This is a genomic window from Shewanella youngdeokensis (genome assembly GCF_033180165.1).
Lineage (GTDB): Bacteria > Pseudomonadota > Gammaproteobacteria > Enterobacterales > Shewanellaceae > Shewanella > Shewanella youngdeokensis.
The window spans coordinates 4,307,501-4,327,101 of the sequence record NZ_CP136522.1 but is presented as its reverse complement, the minus strand read 5'-3'; the positions used below and the strand labels follow the sequence as shown (position 1 = coordinate 4,327,101).

Annotated in this window: 19 protein-coding genes and 1 rRNA gene (1 of these 20 cut by a window edge); 16 read left to right on the top strand and 4 right to left on the bottom strand. The window is 42.2% G+C overall.

The window, feature by feature from the left end; translation table 11 throughout:
- Window positions 1-166 precede the first annotated feature (166 nt).
- From RGE70_RS18500 to glmS, 14 genes are all read left to right on the top strand, one after another.
- Entirely contained in the window at window positions 167-550 is a 384-nt protein-coding gene (locus RGE70_RS18500) for an ATP synthase subunit I (protein WP_310472861.1), read from the top strand.
- A gap of 12 nt (window positions 551-562) precedes the next feature.
- Window positions 563-1,357, top strand: coding sequence for a F0F1 ATP synthase subunit A (gene atpB, locus RGE70_RS18495; RefSeq protein ID WP_310472860.1), 795 nt, complete (start codon window positions 563-565; stop codon window positions 1,355-1,357).
- Window positions 1,358-1,424: 67 nt separating this feature from the next.
- A complete protein-coding gene (gene atpE / locus RGE70_RS18490; RefSeq protein WP_011639455.1) occupies window positions 1,425-1,676 on the top strand; it encodes a F0F1 ATP synthase subunit C in 252 nt (83 codons plus the stop codon).
- A 37-nt stretch (window positions 1,677-1,713) separates the two neighbouring features.
- Window positions 1,714-2,184 (top strand): F0F1 ATP synthase subunit B, encoded by a 471-nt coding sequence (gene atpF, locus RGE70_RS18485; protein WP_310472859.1) that lies wholly within the window; start codon window positions 1,714-1,716, stop codon window positions 2,182-2,184.
- A 15-nt stretch (window positions 2,185-2,199) separates the two neighbouring features.
- Window positions 2,200-2,733, top strand: coding sequence for a F0F1 ATP synthase subunit delta (gene atpH / locus RGE70_RS18480; RefSeq protein WP_310472858.1), 534 nt, complete (start codon window positions 2,200-2,202; stop codon window positions 2,731-2,733).
- A 14-nt stretch (window positions 2,734-2,747) separates the two neighbouring features.
- Window positions 2,748-4,289, top strand: coding sequence for a F0F1 ATP synthase subunit alpha (gene atpA / locus RGE70_RS18475; RefSeq protein ID WP_020915097.1), 1,542 nt, complete (start codon window positions 2,748-2,750; stop codon window positions 4,287-4,289).
- Window positions 4,290-4,336: 47 nt separating this feature from the next.
- Window positions 4,337-5,197 carry a F0F1 ATP synthase subunit gamma gene (gene atpG, locus RGE70_RS18470; protein ID WP_310472857.1) on the top strand — a complete coding sequence of 287 codons (861 nt, stop codon included), beginning with the start codon at window positions 4,337-4,339 and terminating at the stop codon, window positions 5,195-5,197.
- Between the two features lie 35 nt (window positions 5,198-5,232).
- Window positions 5,233-6,609 (top strand): F0F1 ATP synthase subunit beta, encoded by a 1,377-nt coding sequence (atpD, locus tag RGE70_RS18465; RefSeq protein WP_020915095.1) that lies wholly within the window; start codon window positions 5,233-5,235, stop codon window positions 6,607-6,609.
- Between the two features lie 44 nt (window positions 6,610-6,653).
- Window positions 6,654-7,082 carry a F0F1 ATP synthase subunit epsilon gene (locus tag RGE70_RS18460; RefSeq protein WP_310472855.1) on the top strand — a complete coding sequence of 143 codons (429 nt, stop codon included), beginning with the start codon at window positions 6,654-6,656 and terminating at the stop codon, window positions 7,080-7,082.
- A gap of 381 nt (window positions 7,083-7,463) precedes the next feature.
- Entirely contained in the window at window positions 7,464-7,820 is a 357-nt protein-coding gene (locus RGE70_RS18455) for a DsrE/DsrF/TusD sulfur relay family protein (RefSeq protein ID WP_310472854.1), read from the top strand.
- Between the two features lie 114 nt (window positions 7,821-7,934).
- A complete protein-coding gene (gene glmU, locus RGE70_RS18450) occupies window positions 7,935-9,299 on the top strand; it encodes a bifunctional UDP-N-acetylglucosamine diphosphorylase/glucosamine-1-phosphate N-acetyltransferase GlmU (protein WP_310472853.1) in 1,365 nt (454 codons plus the stop codon).
- Window positions 9,300-9,580: 281 nt separating this feature from the next.
- The gene (locus RGE70_RS18445) at window positions 9,581-11,713 is read left to right on the top strand and encodes a TonB-dependent siderophore receptor (RefSeq protein ID WP_310472852.1); all 2,133 of its coding nucleotides are present in this window, start codon (window positions 9,581-9,583) and stop codon (window positions 11,711-11,713) included.
- A gap of 154 nt (window positions 11,714-11,867) precedes the next feature.
- Window positions 11,868-12,638: a DeoR/GlpR family DNA-binding transcription regulator gene (locus RGE70_RS18440; protein WP_310472851.1), complete on the top strand. Its 771-nt coding sequence runs from the start codon at window positions 11,868-11,870 to the stop codon at window positions 12,636-12,638.
- Between the two features lie 65 nt (window positions 12,639-12,703).
- Window positions 12,704-14,533, top strand: coding sequence for a glutamine--fructose-6-phosphate transaminase (isomerizing) (gene glmS / locus RGE70_RS18435; protein WP_310472850.1), 1,830 nt, complete (start codon window positions 12,704-12,706; stop codon window positions 14,531-14,533).
- A gap of 94 nt (window positions 14,534-14,627) precedes the next feature.
- Here the strand turns inward: glmS and RGE70_RS18430 are convergent, their stop codons facing one another.
- The 4 genes from RGE70_RS18430 to RGE70_RS18415 form a co-directional block, all read right to left on the bottom strand.
- Window positions 14,628-14,903, bottom strand: coding sequence for a hypothetical protein (locus RGE70_RS18430; RefSeq protein WP_310472849.1), 276 nt, complete (start codon window positions 14,901-14,903; stop codon window positions 14,628-14,630).
- A 728-nt stretch (window positions 14,904-15,631) separates the two neighbouring features.
- Complete coding sequence (locus RGE70_RS18425; protein ID WP_310472848.1) at window positions 15,632-15,829, bottom strand: DUF2061 domain-containing protein; 198 nt, start codon at window positions 15,827-15,829, stop codon at window positions 15,632-15,634.
- Window positions 15,830-16,009: 180 nt separating this feature from the next.
- Window positions 16,010-16,912 (bottom strand): 1,4-dihydroxy-2-naphthoyl-CoA synthase, encoded by a 903-nt coding sequence (locus RGE70_RS18420; protein ID WP_310472847.1) that lies wholly within the window; start codon window positions 16,910-16,912, stop codon window positions 16,010-16,012.
- Between the two features lie 116 nt (window positions 16,913-17,028).
- Window positions 17,029-17,379 (bottom strand): hypothetical protein, encoded by a 351-nt coding sequence (locus tag RGE70_RS18415; RefSeq protein ID WP_310472846.1) that lies wholly within the window; start codon window positions 17,377-17,379, stop codon window positions 17,029-17,031.
- 88 nt (window positions 17,380-17,467) lie between these two features.
- Between RGE70_RS18415 and ccoG the strand changes: the two genes are divergently transcribed.
- Both ccoG and RGE70_RS18405 read left to right on the top strand, forming a co-directional pair.
- Window positions 17,468-18,889 (top strand): cytochrome c oxidase accessory protein CcoG, encoded by a 1,422-nt coding sequence (ccoG, locus tag RGE70_RS18410; RefSeq protein WP_310472845.1) that lies wholly within the window; start codon window positions 17,468-17,470, stop codon window positions 18,887-18,889.
- Between the two features lie 617 nt (window positions 18,890-19,506).
- Window positions 19,507-19,601, top strand: a 16S ribosomal RNA gene (locus tag RGE70_RS18405) (it continues 1,448 nt past the right edge of the window).

Genomic DNA, 19,601 nt, shown 5'->3' with positions numbered 1-19,601 from the left:
AAAGACTTTTGGTGTAGATCACGCTAAAAGTCTCCTTTTTCTGTCAGTTAAACTTGCTTTGAAACACTGAGGCGGTATACTTTCGCAAGCTTTTTGTACCTCGGGTTTATACGGATATATGTAATCCGGTCATCGAAACATAAAGTGATAATGCGGAGAAGTAAAATTGAGTAAAGTTTTAGCACGTCGTGGCCGTTTGTCAGCCTATAAATTGGTTTTGATTCAGGCAGCGGTTGCTGGGAGCGTATCAGTTTTCTTTTTCGCCATGTGGGGAGCTCAGTATGGCATATCTGCTTTAGCAGGTGCTGCTATTGCTGTACTCCCTAATTTTGTATTCGCAACCCTCGCTTTTTCCCATACGGGAGCAAGCTCTGCAGCAAAAGTTGTTAAGACTTTCTACTGGGGGGAAGCGGTAAAGCTGCTGTTAACCATAGCAATGTTTTCGTTAGTGTTTATCAATATAGAAGTTGGCTTTATGCCTCTTTTTGTGTGTTACACATTGGCGTTAATAGTGCATTGGACAGCTCCTTTATATTTCAAGCAAAGTTAAGTGGGATGAATCATGGCTGCAACTGGTGAGGCGTTAACACCGCAGGGCTATATCCAGCATCACCTTACCAACCTAAGTGTTGGTGAAGGCTTCTGGACATGGCATATTGATTCGTTGTTCTTCTCGGTTGGGCTTGGTGTTTTGTTCTTGTGGCTATTCCATAGCGTTGGCAAGAAAGCGACTACCGGTGTTCCTGGCAAACTTCAGTGTTTTGTCGAGATGGTAGTTGAGTTCGTTGACAGTAGCGTTAAGGAAACATTCCATGGCCGCAATCCTGTTATTGCTCCGTTGGCATTAACTATTTTTGTATGGGTATTCATGATGAACTTCATGGATATGATTCCAGTTGACTGGATCCCTGAGCTAGCAGCTGCTGCTGGTATCCCATACATGAAAGTTGTTCCAACGACCGACTTAAACATTACCTTTAGTTTAGCTCTAGGTGTGTTTGTGCTGATTGTTTACTACAGCATTAAAGTCAAAGGCATTACAGGTTTTGTTAAAGAACTGACTCTGCAGCCTTTTAACCATTGGGCAATGATACCCGTCAACTTCCTGCTAGAAACGGTTACTTTAATCGCTAAGCCAATTTCATTGGCATTGCGTTTGTTTGGTAACTTGTATGCGGGTGAGTTGATTTTCATCCTTATTGCGTTGATGTACGGTGCTAACTGGGCATTATCTACTCTAGGTGTTTCATTACAACTAGGTTGGTTAATTTTCCATATTATGGTTATCACTTTGCAAGCGTTTATCTTCATGATGTTGACCATTGTTTACCTAAGCATGGCACATGAAGATCATTAAGGATCTGCTGTAAAAAAAATTTAAACTAAATCATTAATAACAAAGATTTAGAATATTGGAGATAGAGATGGAAACTGTATTAGGCATGACAGCTATTGCTGTTGCTCTGTTGATTGGTATGGGTGCGTTAGGTACTGCTATCGGTTTTGGCCTACTAGGTGGCAAGTTCTTGGAAGGCGCTGCGCGTCAACCAGAAATGGCTCCTATGCTACAAGTTAAAATGTTCATCGTCGCGGGTCTATTGGACGCCGTTACTATGATCGGTGTTGGTATTGCATTATTTATGCTATTTACTAACCCTCTTGGTGCAATGCTTTAATAAACGCTTCTGTCTTTAAACTTAATAGGAGGCTGTTGTGAATATCAACGCTACCCTACTCGGTCAGACGGTTGCCTTTTTTCTCTTCGTGTGGTTCTGCATGAAGTTTGTTTGGCCCCCTTTGATGAATGCCATCGAAGAGCGTCAAAAAAGGATTGCCGACGGTCTAGCTGATGCAGACCGTGCCGTGAAAGACCTTGAGTTGGCCCAGGCGAAAGCCACTGACCAACTAAAAGATGCAAAAGCGACTGCTAACGAAATTATTGAGTCTGCGAACAAACGCAAAGCTCAAATCGTTGATGAAGCTAAAGCCGAAGCTGACGCTGAGCGAGCTAAAATTATCGCTCAAGGTCAAGCAGAAATTGAAGCTGAACGTAATCGCGTAAAAGAAGACTTGCGTAAGCAAGTTGCTACTCTTGCCATTCTTGGTGCTGAGAAAATTCTTGAGCGTTCGATTGATGAAGCCGCACACAGTGACATAGTTGATAAACTTGTTGCTGAACTTTGATAAGGAGTTAGAGTTATGGCTGAAATAACCACCATCGCTCGTCCTTACGCAAAGGCAGCGTTTGATTTTGCTCTAGAACAAAACGCAATGGATAGCTGGGCAGAAATGCTTGGTTTTGCTGCATTAGTTAGTGAAAACGAAACTATGCAGCCGCTATTGTCTGGCTCTTTAGCCAGTAACCAGCTTGCAGAACTCTTTATTGGAGTTTGTGGTGAGCAGGTCAATGAGCAAGCTCGAAATCTGTTAAAGGTAATGGCTGAAAACGGTCGTTTAGTAGTGCTACCAGCTGTTGCTCAACAATTTGTTGAGATGCAACACGAGTATGCGAAAGAAGTTGAAGCGTTCGTCGTTTCGGCAACTGAGCTAACCTCTGAGCAACAACAGGAAATGAGCGCTTCTTTAGAGAAACGTCTAGCACGCAAAGTTAAGCTGAATTGCAGCATAGATGCCAGCCTTGTTGCTGGTGTAATTATCACGGCAGGTGATCTAGTCATTGATGGCTCGGTCCGCGGAAAAATTTCGCGTCTGTCTGATACGCTGCAGTCGTAATTGGGAGTTTGAGCATGCAACTGAATTCCACTGAAATCAGCGATCTGATTAAACAGCGGATCGAGCAGTTCGAAGTCGTTAGTGAAGCTCGCAACGAAGGTACAATCGTTGCAGTAAGTGACGGCATCATCCGCATCCACGGCCTAGCCGATGTGATGCAAGGTGAAATGATCGAGCTGCCTGGTAACCGTTTTGCAATCGCGTTGAACTTAGAACGTGATTCTGTCGGTGCAGTAGTAATGGGCCCTTATGCCACTTTGGCAGAAGGCGATAAAGTTAAAACAACAGGCCGTATTTTGGAAGTACCTGTTGGCCGTGGTCTTTTAGGCCGTGTAGTCAACACTCTAGGTGAGCCAATTGACGGTAAAGGACCTATCGATAGTGATGGTTTCTCTCCTGTTGAAGTAATTGCACCAGGTGTAATTGAGCGTAAGTCAGTAGATCAACCAGTACAAACTGGTTATAAAGCTGTTGACTCCATGATCCCAATCGGTCGTGGCCAGCGTGAATTGATCATTGGTGACCGTCAGATCGGTAAAACCGCTCTTGCGATTGATGCAATTATCAACCAAAAAGATTCAGGCATTAAATGTGTATACGTAGCTGTAGGCCAAAAGGCTTCTACAATTGCTAACGTAGTACGCAAGCTTGAAGAGCACGGCGCTTTGGCGAACACCATTGTTGTTGTTGCTACAGCTTCTGAAGCTGCTGCACTACAATACTTGGCTCCATACTCTGGTTGTACAATGGGTGAATATTTCCGTGACCGCGGTGAAGACTCACTAATCGTATATGATGATCTGTCTAAGCAAGCTGTTGCTTACCGTCAGATTTCATTGTTGCTAAAACGTCCACCAGGACGTGAAGCATACCCAGGTGATGTATTCTATCTTCACTCTCGTCTGTTAGAACGTTCTTCACGTGTTAACGCCGAGTATGTTGAGAAGTTCACTAAAGGTGAAGTTAAAGGCCAAACTGGTTCTTTGACTGCTCTACCAATTATTGAAACTCAAGCGGGTGACGTATCTGCATTCGTACCGACTAACGTAATTTCGATTACCGATGGTCAAATCTTCCTTGAAACTGACCTATTTAACTCTGGACTACGTCCTGCTGTTAACCCTGGTATTTCGGTTTCTCGTGTTGGTGGTGCGGCTCAGACTAAAATCATCAAGAAACTGTCTGGTGGTATTCGTACCGCGCTAGCACAGTATCGAGAGCTTGCAGCGTTCTCACAGTTTGCATCTGACTTAGATGATGCAACTCGTGCTCAACTTGAGCATGGTGAGCGTGTTACCGAACTAATGAAGCAAAAGCAATATGCTCCAATGAGTATTGCCGATCAGTCTGTGTCTATTTTCGCAGCTGAAAAAGGTTACTTGAAGAGTGTTGAGCTGAATAAGATCGGTGATTTCGAAGCGTCTCTGCTCTCTTTCATGAACAGTGAACATGCTGACCTAATGAAGACCATCAACGAAACTGGCAACTACAACGCCGACATCGAAGGTGAGTTGAAGGCTAGCTTGGACAAGTTCGTAGAAACCCAAACCTGGTAAAAATTAGAGGTGTCTAGGCACCTCAGGTCCAGAATTGGAGAGTAAAGATGGCCAACGCTAAAGAGATTAAAACCAAGATCGCGAGTGTTCAAAACACTCAGAAGATCACGTCTGCAATGGAGATGGTTGCCGCGAGTAAAATGCGTAAAGCACAAGATCGCATGGCAGCTAGTCGACCATATGCAGAAAATATGCGTAAGGTGATCGGTCACGTGGCGCAAGGTTCTCTCGAATATAAGCATCCTTATTTGGAAGTGCGAGAAGCCAAGCGTGTTGGTTACATTGTAGTGTCAACCGACCGTGGTCTTTGTGGTGGTCTGAACGTTAACCTTTTCAAAAAGGTTATCGCAGACGTGAAGAAGCAGCGTGAAGCCGGTGCAGAAGTAGAATTCTGCCCAATTGGTGCACGTAGCGTACAATTCTTCACTAATTTTGGCGGAATAGTACCTGCTCAAGCATCTGGTTTAGGTGACGCACCGTCGTTAGCTGACCTGATCGGAACAGTACGTGTGATGCTAGAAGCATACAATGAAGGCAAGCTGGATCGTTTGTACGTAGTATTCAACAAATTCGTTAATACTATGACTCAGACTCCTGTGATCGAGCAGCTGCTACCTTTGCCTAAGTCAGAAGAAGATGAGATTTCTCATCACTGGGACTACTTATATGAGCCAGATCCAAAAGAACTTTTGGATACATTATTGGTTCGTTATGTAGAGTCTCAAGTTTACCAAGGTGTTGTTGAAAACATTGCATCTGAGCAAGCAGCCCGTATGGTTGCTATGAAAGCTGCAACAGACAACGCTGGTGAACTTATCAGTGACTTGGAGTTGGTCTATAACAAGGCCCGTCAGGCTGCTATTACGCAGGAACTGTCGGAAATTGTTTCAGGTGCCGCCGCCGTTTAGGCTAGGTAACGAATACAAGTTTTAGAGGATTAATCATGAGCACAGGTACTGTTGTCCAAGTAATTGGCGCGGTTGTGGACGTTGAGTTTCCACATGATGCCGTACCTCAGGTATATGACGCTCTAGAGATCAAAAGTGAAGGCTTGGTGCTGGAAGTTCAGCAGCAACTAGGTGGTGGTGTAGTTCGTACCATCGCTATGGGTTCTTCAGATGGTCTGCGTCGTGGCCTTGAGGTTGTAAACTCTGGTTCACCAATTACTGTTCCGGTTGGGGAAAAAACCCTTGGCCGTATTATGAACGTATTGGGTCAACCAGTAGATGAAGCTGGCCCTATCGGTGAAGAAGATCGCTATGTGATCCACCGTGAAGCTCCTTCATACGAAGATCAATCAAACACCACTGAACTTTTAGAGACTGGTATTAAGGTTATCGACCTTGTATGTCCATTCGCTAAGGGTGGTAAAGTTGGTTTGTTTGGTGGTGCTGGTGTTGGTAAGACCGTCAACATGATGGAACTTATTAACAACATCGCTAAAGCACACTCTGGTTTATCAGTTTTCGCTGGTGTAGGTGAGCGTACTCGTGAGGGTAACGACTTCTACTACGAGATGGAAGATTCAGGTGTTCTCGATAAAGTGGCCATGGTTTATGGTCAGATGAACGAGCCTCCAGGAAACCGTCTACGTGTGGCACTAACTGGTCTAACTATGGCCGAGAAGTTCCGTGACGAAGGTAAAGATGTACTTTTCTTCGTTGATAACATCTATCGTTACACCTTGGCAGGTACAGAAGTATCTGCACTGCTAGGCCGTATGCCATCAGCAGTAGGTTACCAGCCAACATTGGCTGAAGAGATGGGTGTACTTCAGGAGCGTATTACATCGACTAAAACAGGGTCTATTACCTCTGTTCAAGCCGTATACGTACCTGCGGATGACTTAACGGATCCATCACCAGCAACAACCTTCGCTCACTTAGATGCGACTGTTGTATTGTCTCGTAACATTGCTTCTCTGGGTATTTACCCAGCGGTTGACCCATTGGATTCGACTTCACGTCAGCTAGATCCACAGGTTGTTGGCCAAGAGCATTACGATGTTGCTAACGGTGTTCAAACTGTACTTCAGCGTTACAAAGAGCTGAAAGATATTATTGCGATCCTAGGTATGGATGAATTATCTGATGAAGATAAAACAACTGTATTCCGTGCTCGTAAGATTGAAAAATATCTTTCACAGCCTTTCTTCGTTGCAGAAGTATTCACCGGTTCTCCAGGTAAGTACGTTTCTCTTAAAGACACAATCCGTGGCTTCAAGGGCATTCTAGATGGTGAGTTCGATCACCTTCCAGAGCAAGCGTTCTACATGGTTGGTTCAATCGACGAAGCCGTTGAGAAAGCTAACAAAAAATAACTTAGTACTCTGTAGTAATGCAGAGACTAGTTTAAGGAGAACGGATGGCAGCCATGACAGTACAGCTTGATATTGTAAGTGCAGAAAATAGCATCTTTTCTGGTCTTGTAGCACACCTACAAGTGACTGGTTCAGAAGGTGATCTAGGTATTATGCCTGGTCACGCGCCATTGCTGACAAATATCAAGCCTGGCATGGCGCGCATCGTCAAGCAAGATGGAAAAGAGGAAGTGTTTTACCTTTCAGGCGGAATCCTGGAAGTGCAACCTTCTTCTGTTTCAGTATTGGCTGACGTCGTTATGCGTGCCGATGATATTGACGAGCAAGCCGCTGTAGAAGCGAAGCGTCGTGCAGAAACCGCTATGGCGGATGCAGGTGCAGACTTCAACTATGCAGCAGCAGCTATTGAGCTAGCTCAAGCAGTTGCTCAGCTTCGCGTTGTCGAGACCATCAAGAAAAACATTGCCAGATAAGGTTATTGTTTAAATAAAAAAGGCGCCTAAGGGCGCCTTTTTTGTATGTCTAATATTATTGCCACAGTTAAACTTTTACAGCTATAGCCGTTGCTAAAGTTAATGATAGGTCGCTGGTTGGCGACTTATAGCGGCCTAGGCTACAAATTGACGATTATGTCTGACAAATATCCAGTTACAGCCAACAATTTAAGTGTGGTTAATCCGCATTCTTGTGATTTTAACGACTTCACCGACCATACATAGCTTAAGCTGAGACGCTATAGCAACCACTGTTGATGACTGAGCTTGATGGCATTTTATTGTTATGTGAGCGGTTTCAGTTTGAACGATATTTACCAGTGCTATTCTTGGTAATTATCAGATAGTAGAGATGTATGTATGCAACAAGTTCTCATCATTGTGAATGACGCTCCTTATGGATCTGAGCGGTTATTTAATGCATTAAGATTAGCCATACAACTAAATGAACAGGAACTTTCTGCGGTTAAGTTAAAACTGTTTTTACTTTCAGATGCTATTACCGCTGTCTTGCCAAAACAAATACCTAGTGAAGGTTATAACATCCAGCAAATGCTGGAGATCTTAATTGCTCAAAATACCGACATTAAATTTTGTGGTTCATGCATGCACGCTCGTGGCTTAACAGGTTTACGTGTTATAGAGGGGGGCAATGTAGCTACTATGGATGATCTTGCGCAGTGGGTATTAACTTCCGACAAGACTGTGACTTTTTAATGATAAGTGAATTACGGTGGAGTCGCTTTTAAAACCTTAATAGCTTAAGATCAGTTAATAGCATAGATTTTATTGTTACTTTTTTATCGTTAGTTATAACCCTAAGGATTTTTCATGGCACTAAATGTAGTGATTTTAGCCGCAGGCAAGGGAACCCGCATGCGCTCTGATCTCCCTAAAGTACTTCACCCTATCGCACATAAAAGCATGGTTCAGCATGTAATCGACACTGCGCATAAGGTAGGAAGTGATGCCATTCAGCTGGTTTATGGTTATGGCGCCGACAAGTTGCAATCTCAGCTAGGTGAGCAGCAACTTAATTGGGTACTGCAAGCGCAGCAATTGGGAACAGGCCATGCTGTAGCCCAAGCAAATGAGCATATTAAAGATGATGATACAGTTCTAATTCTTTATGGTGATGTACCATTAATTCAATCATCTACGCTAGAGTCATTGTTAGCTGCACATGAACAGAACGGCTTAGCTATATTAACTGTTAATCTACCTAATCCAACTGGTTACGGTCGTATTGTGCGTGAAGCTGGTAAAGTGGTCGGTATTGTTGAACAAAAAGATGCAAACCCAAAACAATTAGCCATTAATGAAGTTAATACCGGTATTATGGCCGCACCTGGTAAGCAACTTAAAGCATGGTTAAGTCAGTTATCATCAGATAATGCTCAAGGTGAGTATTATTTAACAGATATTGTTGCGATGGCGCATAAAGATGGTGTGAGTATTACTACTGCGCAACCAGAGTCCGCAATTGAAGTTGAAGGCGCTAATAATCGAGTACAGTTGGCGCAACTTGAGCGTGCTTATCAAGCTCGAGCAGCTGAAAAATTAATGCTTGCTGGGGCTAATTTACGCGATCCAGCTCGTATAGATATTCGTGGCGACGTTAGTGTTGGCATGGATGTTATGATTGATGTAAATGTTATTATTGAAGGTAAAGTTACTATTGGTAATAACGTGACAATTGGCGCTGGCGCCATTCTTATAGATTGTGATATTAGCGATAACGCGGTTATTAAGCCTTACTCAATTATTGAAAAAGCAAAATTGGGTCAATCGGCTAGTGCTGGACCATTTGCCCGATTACGTCCGGGAGCAGAGTTGAAAGAAGATGCTCATGTGGGGAATTTTGTCGAAATTAAGAAAGCGGTATTAGGAAAAGGTTCTAAAGCGGGTCATTTAACCTATATTGGTGATGCGCAAATTGGCAGCGGCGTTAACATTGGTGCCGGTACAATTACTTGCAACTATGATGGTGCCAATAAGTTCCAGACTATTATTGAAGATAATGTGTTTGTTGGTAGTGATACGCAGTTAGTTGCGCCAGTAACTATTAGTAAAGGTGCGACGCTAGGTGCTGGTTCTACTATTACTAAAGATGTTGCTGCTGACGAACTAGTGATAACGCGTGTGAAACAGCGCCATATTGCGGATTGGCCAAGACCAGTCAAGCAACCTAAATAATCAGCGCCATATTGCTGTAAAAGCGACCTTAAGGTCGCTTTTTTGTTTGTATATTAAGCAGATACAGCTTTTGATACCTTAGCTATACAGTTAATAATACATCTTTACAAAAACTGACATTCGCAAAGGGTATATTAGCAAGTGTTTTTTTAGCATATTTTTTGATATTTGAAGCTTATCACTACCTAGTCACAAATTTGATGAAAAAGCTATAAATACAAACCATTCTCATTTATATTGCGCCCAATTATTACATTTCGGTTTCCTTTTTGGGGTTGTTTATGTCTTTTCAGGCGTCGTTTAAGTTTTCTCGTATTGGGCTTGCTGTAGTCACTGCATTAGCATCATCCACAGCTTTTGCTGAAGGAGTTGCAGTAGAATCAAACGCTGTTGCTGATACTAATATTGAACGTATTTCTGTTACAGGACGTAACTTCAACGATTACAATGTAGGTTCATCTTCTGGTGCCATGCGAGGTGATATCGACATTCTAGATACACCACAGTCAGTGACTGTTATTCCAGACTTTGTTACTGATGAGCAGCTTGCTACCAACCTTGGTGAAGTGCTGGTTAATGACTCTAGTGTGACCAGTGGTAGTGAAAAATGGAACCGTCAGGTATTCAGTGTACGTGGTTTTGAATTGGCATCAGGTTCTGGCTTTTTGATTAACGGCCATCAGCAATGGTCGCACTATGTACAACCTATTGAGACTTTGCAGCAAGTAGAGGTGCTAAAAGGTCCTTCAAGTATGCTTTACGGTCAGTCTGGCCCGGGCGGCTTGATCAACATGGTCAGCAAAAAGCCAACCTATGAAACCATGTTTGATTTTGGTTTCGATACAGATGAAAACGGCTCTACTCGCTTTCAGGTTGATGCGGGCGGCAGCTTAAATGAAGCTCAAACTATTCGATACCGCACTGTGCTGGTTAAGCAAGACACTCAATACTGGCGTGAATACCAAGATGGCACCAACCAAGAACGTGACCGTTGGTTAGGCTATCTAAACCTTGAATTTGATCTTACCGATGATCTGCTACTTTCTGTAAAGTATGATCATACCCAAGATAAAACCGGTATTGACCGCGGTGGTTGGTTAGACAGCAGCGGCGATTTGATCGGTGATAGTGACACTATTTGGGATCAGTCTTGGGCGTTTACTGACAACACCATTACCAATATGGGCGCTGACTTAACTTATCACCTTTCTGATGAGTGGAAAATCAAAGCTGGTTTTAATGATCAGCAGTTTGACCGTCAACGTTTAGACTCAAGCCCTACTCTAATATCCGGTTCAGAAGACCCGCTAACTGATGGTTACTATATTAGCCCATTTGATCGCTATGATGATTGGCAGCATAAAACTGGGTACATTGATTTTACTGGTAATGTTTACACTGGCGAAATTGAGCACCAGCTTCTTATTGGGGCAAACATGCTTGATTATTACTATGGCCAGTTAAAAGATTCTGGCGAAAGAAACCAGTTGGTTATGCCTGGTCAACCGGTTCTGCAGCCTACTCTTGATTATAATAATGACACTACATTAAGTGAAAGCGAATACAAGCATTACGGTTTTTACGTTCAAGATTTAGTCACGATTAATGATGAATGGCAAGTGCTTGCTGGTGTGCGTTACGACGAACAAAAGAAAGACGGTGCTGGTAACAACAGCTACGCGGTATCACCTAAATTTGGTGCTATCTACTCACCTGCAGAGAACAGCAGCATTTATGTAAACTACTCAAAGAGCTTCACGCCACAAGGTATTGTCAGTGATGATAATGACATTAACGACGGTCTGAATTTAGACCCAGAATACGGCGAACAATATGAGATAGGTACTAAGTGGGAGCTATTTGACGGTAGTCTTTTATTGACGGGTGCTGTATTTGATATCACTGTTTCTAACGTAACGGTTCAAGAAGAGATAGAAGGCAGCTCAGAAACCATAACAACTCAAAGTGGTGAGCAACGCCATAAAGGTTTTGAAATGGGCGCACAAGGTCAAGTTAGTGAGAAGTGGTTCATGACTGGCTCGATGATGTACCTTAATGCTGAATATGTTCGCCCTGAAAGTGACTCTTTAAATGGGATGACACCTGTTGATGCACCTGAGTGGTCAGCTAATATGTGGACTCGTTACGAGATGACCGATAATTTAGCGATTAACTTTGGTGCAGTTTATGTGGGCGAGCGTTTTGCTAACACTGCGAATACGATTGCTAAAGATGGGTATGTTCGTTTCGATATGGGAGCTGCATACACCATGGATGTTATGGGAAGCGATGTAAGCGTACGTGTTAATGTGCAAAACTTATTTGATGAAGATTACCTCGCGGGTGGTTCTACAACTGACGTTACAGTTGGCGAAGGTCGTAACTTTAGTTTGGCACTAGAAGCTAAGTTCTAAATATTTACCTATCCATGAAAGCCTCTATCGAAAGATAGGGGCTTTTTTATGGCCGAAATTTGCTTCAACACTCGTTTATAAGTTTCAAAACTGGCTTTTAAGTTTCGTTTGATTATAATATTCCTTTCGAAACGAAACTTTATGACCATTATTAATGAATAAACGTAATACTCAGCAACGCCGTCATAGCATTATCAGCTTGCTTAATCAGCAGGGTGAGGTGAGTGTTGAGCAGTTGTCATTACGTTTTGAAACATCTGAAGTCACCATTCGTAAAGATCTTGCGACCTTAGAAAAAGCAGGCTTGTTACTTAGGCGCTATGGTGGAGCCGTTGCCGTACCTGATGAAGTTACTCAGCAGTTTAGTGCCAAAATTGCGCCAAATAAAGTGTCTATAGCTAAGGCTGCAGCAGAGCTTATTCGCGATCATAATCGTGTCATTATCGATAGTGGTAGCACAACCTCAGGCATAATTGCTCAGTTAAATACTAAACGCGGCTTATTGGTAATGACTAACTCATTGGCGCTAGCCAATGCTATACACGAGTTAGAAAATGAACCAACTTTATTAATGACAGGTGGTACCTGGGATCCGCACTCTGAATCTTTTCAAGGGCAAATAGCAGAACAGGTTTTACGTTCTTACAATTTTGACCAACTGTTTATTGGTGCCGATGGTATCGACCTTGAGCGCGGTACAACCACTTTTAACGAGTTGACAGGTTTAAGTAAGGTTATGGCTGAAGTTTCACGTGAAGTCGTTGTGATGCTTGAATCTGAAAAGCTTGGTCGACGTATCCCAAATTTAGAATTGCCTTGGAACAACATTAATGTGCTTGTCTCTGATGACAGGTTACCAAGCGAGGCGGTTGAAAGTATTTCAAAACATGGGGTGCGAGTGATTCTTACCGCCTATATTGAATAGGCTAAAAATTTTTATTCAGTATTAACTTCATTCTTGCTTAAAAAAGAACAGATCAGGTAATCAATATGTGTGGAATAGTTGGCGCTGTGGCGCAAAGAGATGTCGCAGAAATTCTAGTTGAAGGCTTAAAGCGACTAGAGTACCGCGGTTATGACTCTGCGGGGGTTGCAGTTCTTAATGGTAATGAGTTAAACCGTACTCGTCGTGTGGGTAAAGTGCAGGAGTTATCATCAGCCCTTGCTGTACAACCGTTAACAGGCGGTACAGGCATTGCGCATACTCGCTGGGCAACTCATGGTGAGCCTAGTGAACGTAATGCGCACCCACACCAATCAGAAGGTGATATTGCTGTTGTACATAACGGTATTATCGAAAACCACAACAAGCTGCGCGTGATGCTTATAGATTTGGGTTATACCTTTACGTCTGATACAGACACTGAAGTCATTTGCCACCTGGTACATCATGAACTCAAAACTCATGGCGCTTTACTTGCTGCTGTTCAAGCAGCGGTTAAGCAGTTAGAAGGGGCTTATGGCACTGTTGTTATCGATCGTCGTGATAGCCAGCGAATGGTCGTCGCGCGTAGTGGTAGCCCTCTAGTTATTGGTTACGGCTTAGGTGAAAACTTTGTAGCGTCTGATCAGTTAGCATTATTACCTGTGACCCGCTCTTTCGCTTTCCTTGAAGAAGGTGATGTTGCAGAAATTACTCGTCGTGAAGTGAGTATCTTTGATATTAATGGCAACGCCGTTGAACGTGAAATTAAAGAGTCTGAGGTGACCCACGATGCCGGTGATAAAGGCGAGTATCGTCACTACATGTTAAAAGAGATCTATGAGCAACCAACTGCGATAGCACGAACTCTTGAAGGGCGTATTGCAGGCGGCAAAGTTTTAGATTCTGCATTTGGTGAAAATGCCGCTGAGTTTTTAAAAGATATTAAGCACGTACAGATTATTGCATGTGGTACCAGTTACCATGCGGGTATGGCTGCACGCTATTGGTTAGAAGATTGGGCCGGTGTTTCTTGTAATGTCGAAATAGCATCTGAGTTCCGTTATCGTAAATCGCACCTGTTTCCAAATAGCTTACTGGTAACTATTTCGCAATCGGGTGAAACTGCAGATACATTAGCGGCAATGCGCTTAGCAAAAGAGATGGGCTATAAGGCAACATTAACTATCTGTAATGCCCCTGGGTCATCATTGGTACGAGAGTCTGATATGGCTTACATGATGAATGCGGGTGTTGAAATCGGCGTGGCATCAACCAAAGCTTTTACAGTGCAGCTAGCGGGCTTATTAATGTTAACTGCAGCAGTTGGACGTCACAACGGTATGCCAGTAGAAACAGAGACTAGGATAACTCAAAGCTTGCTGTCTATGCCTGCAAAAGTTGAACAGGCTTTAGGTTTAGATGATGCTATTGGTGAGTTGGCTGAAGATTTCGCTGATAAGCATCATGCACTCTTCTTGGGTCGCGGTGATCAATATCCTATTGCGATGGAAGGAGCATTAAAGCTTAAAGAAATCTCCTACATTCATGCAGAGGCTTATGCATCTGGTGAACTTAAACATGGCCCATTAGCATTAATTGACGCCGATATGCCAGTTATTGTTGTCGCTCCCAATAACGAATTATTGGAAAAATTAAAATCCAATGTAGAAGAGGTTCGTGCACGTGGTGGTTTAATGTATGTTTTTGCAGATAAAAATGCTGAATTTGAGTCTGATGATACAATGAAGGTGATTCCAGTACCGCATTGTGATGAATTTATGGCACCGCTTATTTACACAATTCCTTTGCAGTTATTGTCATATCACGTAGCTCTGATTAAAGGGACTGATGTCGACCAACCTCGTAACTTGGCTAAATCAGTAACGGTTGAATAATCGTTGTCACTAGTCACTAGGTACAAAAAAGCCAGCAACTTACATTGCTGGCTTTTTGTTTTATGCTGTTAATGTTTCATTAAGTCTTCTTTACTTACTTTTCTGCAGCGCCTTTCTCTTTAGAAATTTTTATATCAAAATTATCAAGTAGTAATAATGTGTCTGCTATTGCAGCTTTTAGTTTTCCTGCCGGTGGCGAACTTAGTTTTTTTAGTTGTTTTAAAGATTCTCGACGGGTAACAAATTCCAGCATCGTTTCTAGTTTTTCTGGATCATCTAGATCGAGATCCGGTAGTTTTTTAGTTGCAGCGTTGTTGTATATTTCAAACTCGTTTTTTAGGTGTTCTTGAGCTTCTCTAATTCTTTCCATATAAATATTAAACCCCTGTATATAACTTACCTCACCTTTGAAATTAGTTGATGAATGAATAATAAACAAGTAATTAGGTTAAGTTAGCCCATTTGAGGGGGGAGATTTATATCTATATAGTGCTTTTATACTATCCGGAACATTTTGATTTTTCTTGCAAACGAAGTGTAATAGAATTTTTGAAGCTGAATGTCTCTCCTGCTAATAGTGATGTTCTAACCTGTGCTAGCTCTTCAAGTGCTAACCCCTTAGAGAGCAAAGTGAGTAATGCTTGTGTAAGAGGCTTTATTTCTGAACACTGTGATTTATTGTTAAATACTTCGACCTGCATGTTAGTCCTAATGAGAAAATATTGGTTATGTTGAGAGCAGCACTACGCTTGGAAAGAGCTATTTGCTGACTCAAGCAGCAAACAGTATGCCTGAATTTACAATATTGCTCTTACTTTCTAATCTATTTATATGCAATCAACATCAGCATGATCTGTAGTGGATAGTTGAGTTTCCCTTGCAGGGATAGGCATCATCGTACTTTGTAACTAGATATTTTAAATTGCACATGTCGTATTGAGCTAGCTGTAGTTGCATATAAAGGTCGAGGCGTAACAATATGAGGTGAGGCTTAGTCTAACGAAAGGTTTGTTTGTAGTAACAACGTTACCACGAACAGAATGTGTACTCCTGTTAAGTGGTATAAAGCAATTACTTAAGATGCTGTAATAGTTTTGGTTAAGCTGGGCTGCTTTGTAGACTCTGTCTAGATTCAATACTGTTCCATACCTTTTCATGAAAATAGAACACTATAGTGTTCACTGCGGGTTCTATTAACGCGATTGCCCCACCAATAACTACGCTGCCAGTTAATAAATAGGTGATGGTGAAAGCAACGCTAAAGTGAAGAATCGCAAAGGTGATAGTTTTAGTCATAGTTAGCTCCCATAAAAGACTATGTAAATGATAATGGTTATTGTTCGCAAATGGAAGCGCTTGTTTAGATAAGTTTGATTGGTTTAATCTCATTAAAATCGTGAATAATTATAAACCCAAAAATAAGCTTAGTGTATTAATGGGTTTACAATTAAGTTTGCTATCGACTTAACCTGTAAATTAGTAATGCCAAGGGAAAGATGAAAAATCTTGGTCACGTTTTTCTAAAAACGCATCTCGTCCCTCTTGGGCTTCTGCAGTTCCATAGGCCAAGCGTGTAGCTTCCCCTGCGAAGAGTTGCTGCCCAACCAAACCATCATCAGGTAAGTTAAATCCGTATTTGAGCATACGCATAGCTGTTGGTGACTTGGAGTTTATCTCCTTAGCCCAGTTTAACGCCTCTGTTTCAAGCTCTGCATGAGGGATTGCTCGGTTAACCATTCCCATATCAAAAGCTTCTTCAGCAGTATAATTAAAACCAAGAAAGAAAATTTCACGTGCACGTTTTTGACCAACCATTTTGGCAAGATAAGCACTACCGTAGCCAGAATCAAAACTGCCCACGTCAGGATCGGTTTGTTTAAATACAGCATGTTCTTTAGAGGCTAGAGTTAAGTCACATACAACATGCAAGCTATGGCCACCACCAACAGCCCAGCCAGGTACAACAGCAATAACCACTTTAGGCATGAAGCGAATCAAGCGTTGTACATCAAGAATGTGTAAGCGCCCCATCCGTGCTATATCCGGCGTGCCTTCTTCAGCCCCTTCGTATTTATAACCATCTTTGCCACGAATGCGTTGATCACCGCCAGCACAAAAAGAATGCTGCCCTTTAGCAGATGGCCCATTACCTGTGATAAGTACGCAGCCAACATCAGACCATTGGCGAGCATGATCTAGTGCAATATATAGTTCATCTACAGTTTTTGGCCTAAATGAGTTAAGGCAGTCAGGTCGGTTTATTGCGACGCGAACCGTTCCCTGCTCTTTAGCTCTGTGGTAGGTAATATCTTCGAAATCAAATCCAGGAACAACATCCCATAATGCGGGGTCAAAAATGTCAGATACTTTTGATGTCATGAGCAGCTAGCCTTTTCATTTTGGTTATACAGTCGTTATAGGTAAAGGCTAGGTGGAATAAGATCTCAGGTCAATTAACATTAATTGCTAATGCTTGAATTGAGATCTATCGCAGTTTATAAGTGATCACATATAAACATCTGGTTCTCTTTACTAAAGCTGTGGTGCTGCTCTGCACCGCCACCACAAAACTGCTCTTTATACTCTTCGAGTTTATCTTGTGATTGCGTAATGAGCCCCAACGCTTTTTGTTCGGTAGAAGATAATCGCTCAGCGATGTCAGTGGTTATAATATCAACTTTATCGTCTATGTGTTTTAATTGCGTGCCAGTCATCCCCTGTAGCTTAGTTTGTGACTCTTCATAAATAGCCTGCATATCAGCATACGGGTCATCTAACGTATCCGTTTCTGTATAAAGGTAATAAATGCCGCCAGCGATTAATACTAACAAAACCCAGCCTTTCATTAATTAGTCCTATATAGGTGAATAACTTGTAATATAAGCGTTATAATAGGCTAGTTTTCTAGCAATATTAAAGCAGTAAGGCTACAAAATGAGTGCTGAGCATAATAATAAAGATTTCTCCAAAGTAGAACGAATTAAGATTCATCAGCCTGATGCTAACAAGGTCGACAGGTTCAACCCCCGTAACCGCATTTATGTTCGAGCGGTTGAAGGCTTTTGGAGTACCTTACGTAAACGCCTTGGCTGGGTCGCAATGCTATTTTTCTTAGTGTTGCCTTGGATCCCGTGGGGAGACCGCCAAGCAGTATGGTTTAACCTTGGGGAGCAAAAGTTTCACGTCTTTGGTTTAACCATATGGCCACAAGACTTTACCCTACTAGCTGCGCTACTTATGATCGCCGCGTTTGGTTTATTCTTTATCACCACCTACCTTGGGCGGGTATGGTGTGGCTACACCTGTCCGCAAACAGTGTGGACCTTCATATTTATTTGGTTTGAAGAAAAGATAGAAGGCGCGCGCAATAAACGAATAAAGCTTGACCAAATGCCTTGGAGCTTCAACAAGCTCAAACTTAAAGTGGCAAAACATACTGCTTGGATACTCATCTCTTTATTAACAGCAATGACATTTGTTTCTTACTTCGTACCGACAAAAGAAGTCTACATAGAAGTATTCACGCTTAATGCAACTGGAGGAATATACTTCTGGGTGATTCTGTTTACCTTTGCCACCTACGGTAACGCTGGTTGGATGCGTGAAATCATGTGTATTCACATGTGCCCTTATGCTCGCTTTCAGTCGGCTATGTTTGATAAAAATACATTCATTGTTGGATACAATAGTAAGCGAGGTGAAACTCGAGGACCAAGATCACGTAAAGCTGATCACAAAGCGATGGGTCTAGGCGATTGCATTGACTGTGATCTCTGTGTACAAGTTTGCCCAACCGGAATCGATATACGAAACGGACTACAATACGAGTGTATTAACTGCGGCGCCTGCATAGATGCTTGTGATACCACAATGGAACGAATGGGCTACAACAAAGGTTTAATTAGTTATACCACTGAAAATAAACTTGATGGCGTTAAAGAAAAGGTACTGCGACCTAAACTGGTTGGTTATGGCGTAGTGTTGTTGATAATGACTTTAATCTTTGTTTATGCAACAGCAACGATTTCCCCGATTCGCATTGATGTAATCCGAGATAGGAACTTACTCTTTAGAGAAACCGACCAAGGGTTAATAGAGAATACATTTACCCTTAAAATCCTTAATAAGACTGAACAGACTCATATCTATAATATGAGTGTGAAAGGCTTACCTAAATATGAATGGATAGGCTTGCAGCAGGTAACAATCAATGGCGGAGAAGTTCTCACCCTTCCAATAAGTATTGCGGTCGACCCTGTAGATCTAACAAGGGCGATAACACATATTAATTTTGGTGTTGAAACTGATGATGGCGCAATAGAGGCTAAGCAAGAATCACGTTTTTTTGGTAATTAACCAACGTATATAAAAATATTAAAGGGCGTTTAGTTTATTTTTTATGCGTATCGCTCGGGAAATATTCGCTTGGTAGTAATATTACAATTTAATTGCAAAACACACTTGTGCTCGGCAAAGATTTCCCTATAATACGCATCCACTGACACGGCACAGCAGGCCAACTAACTTATCGCAAGGTAAGGTAGCACGGGACTTGCAGCAGTGTTAGAGGGTTAAATCTTCTCGAAGAATGAACCCAGGTGACAAGCGCTTAAAGGGCTTCGAGTTTTGGTTTTGATTAAGAAAACATCGCTTGAAAAACTTCTTAAAATAAGCACTTGACGCCGACACTGGAGAGTGTAGAATACGCCTCCTCAAGCCAACGACCTAGCGTCTTCGGCGAGACTTGAAAGATTAGTCTCACGCTCTTTAACAATATGACAAGCAAATCTGTGTGGGCACTCACAGGTGTTGAGTTATTCGAAATTGCTTCTTAGGAAGCAATCAAAAATATTTCTCAATGAACCACTGAGTGACCATAGCAATATGTAAACTTCGAAAGTCTTCGGGCTTTTGAAAAACAGTATAATTCATTGAGCCGCTTTGCTCTTAACCGAGTAAAGCAAAAAAAACTTTAATTGAAGAGTTTGATCATGGCTCAGATTGAACGCTGGCGGCAGGCCTAACACATGCAAGTCGAGCGGTAACACAAGGGAGCTTGCTCCTGAGG

Coding starts and splice junctions, on each gene's coding strand:
- RGE70_RS18420 (WP_310472847.1), bottom strand. CDS start 16,912: ATGACATCAAAAGTATCTGACATTTTTGACCCCGCATTATGGGATGTT.
- ccoG (WP_310472845.1), top strand. CDS start 17,468: ATGAGTGCTGAGCATAATAATAAAGATTTCTCCAAAGTAGAACGAATT.
- atpB (WP_310472860.1), top strand. CDS start 563: ATGGCTGCAACTGGTGAGGCGTTAACACCGCAGGGCTATATCCAGCAT.
- RGE70_RS18455 (WP_310472854.1), top strand. CDS start 7,464: ATGCAACAAGTTCTCATCATTGTGAATGACGCTCCTTATGGATCTGAG.
- RGE70_RS18460 (WP_310472855.1), top strand. CDS start 6,654: ATGGCAGCCATGACAGTACAGCTTGATATTGTAAGTGCAGAAAATAGC.
- atpG (WP_310472857.1), top strand. CDS start 4,337: ATGGCCAACGCTAAAGAGATTAAAACCAAGATCGCGAGTGTTCAAAAC.
- RGE70_RS18445 (WP_310472852.1), top strand. CDS start 9,581: ATGTCTTTTCAGGCGTCGTTTAAGTTTTCTCGTATTGGGCTTGCTGTA.
- atpE (WP_011639455.1), top strand. CDS start 1,425: ATGGAAACTGTATTAGGCATGACAGCTATTGCTGTTGCTCTGTTGATT.
- glmS (WP_310472850.1), top strand. CDS start 12,704: ATGTGTGGAATAGTTGGCGCTGTGGCGCAAAGAGATGTCGCAGAAATT.
- atpH (WP_310472858.1), top strand. CDS start 2,200: ATGGCTGAAATAACCACCATCGCTCGTCCTTACGCAAAGGCAGCGTTT.
- glmU (WP_310472853.1), top strand. CDS start 7,935: ATGGCACTAAATGTAGTGATTTTAGCCGCAGGCAAGGGAACCCGCATG.
- RGE70_RS18415 (WP_310472846.1), bottom strand. CDS start 17,379: ATGAAAGGCTGGGTTTTGTTAGTATTAATCGCTGGCGGCATTTATTAC.
- RGE70_RS18425 (WP_310472848.1), bottom strand. CDS start 15,829: ATGACTAAAACTATCACCTTTGCGATTCTTCACTTTAGCGTTGCTTTC.
- atpD (WP_020915095.1), top strand. CDS start 5,233: ATGAGCACAGGTACTGTTGTCCAAGTAATTGGCGCGGTTGTGGACGTT.
- RGE70_RS18440 (WP_310472851.1), top strand. CDS start 11,868: ATGAATAAACGTAATACTCAGCAACGCCGTCATAGCATTATCAGCTTG.
- atpA (WP_020915097.1), top strand. CDS start 2,748: ATGCAACTGAATTCCACTGAAATCAGCGATCTGATTAAACAGCGGATC.
- RGE70_RS18430 (WP_310472849.1), bottom strand. CDS start 14,903: ATGGAAAGAATTAGAGAAGCTCAAGAACACCTAAAAAACGAGTTTGAA.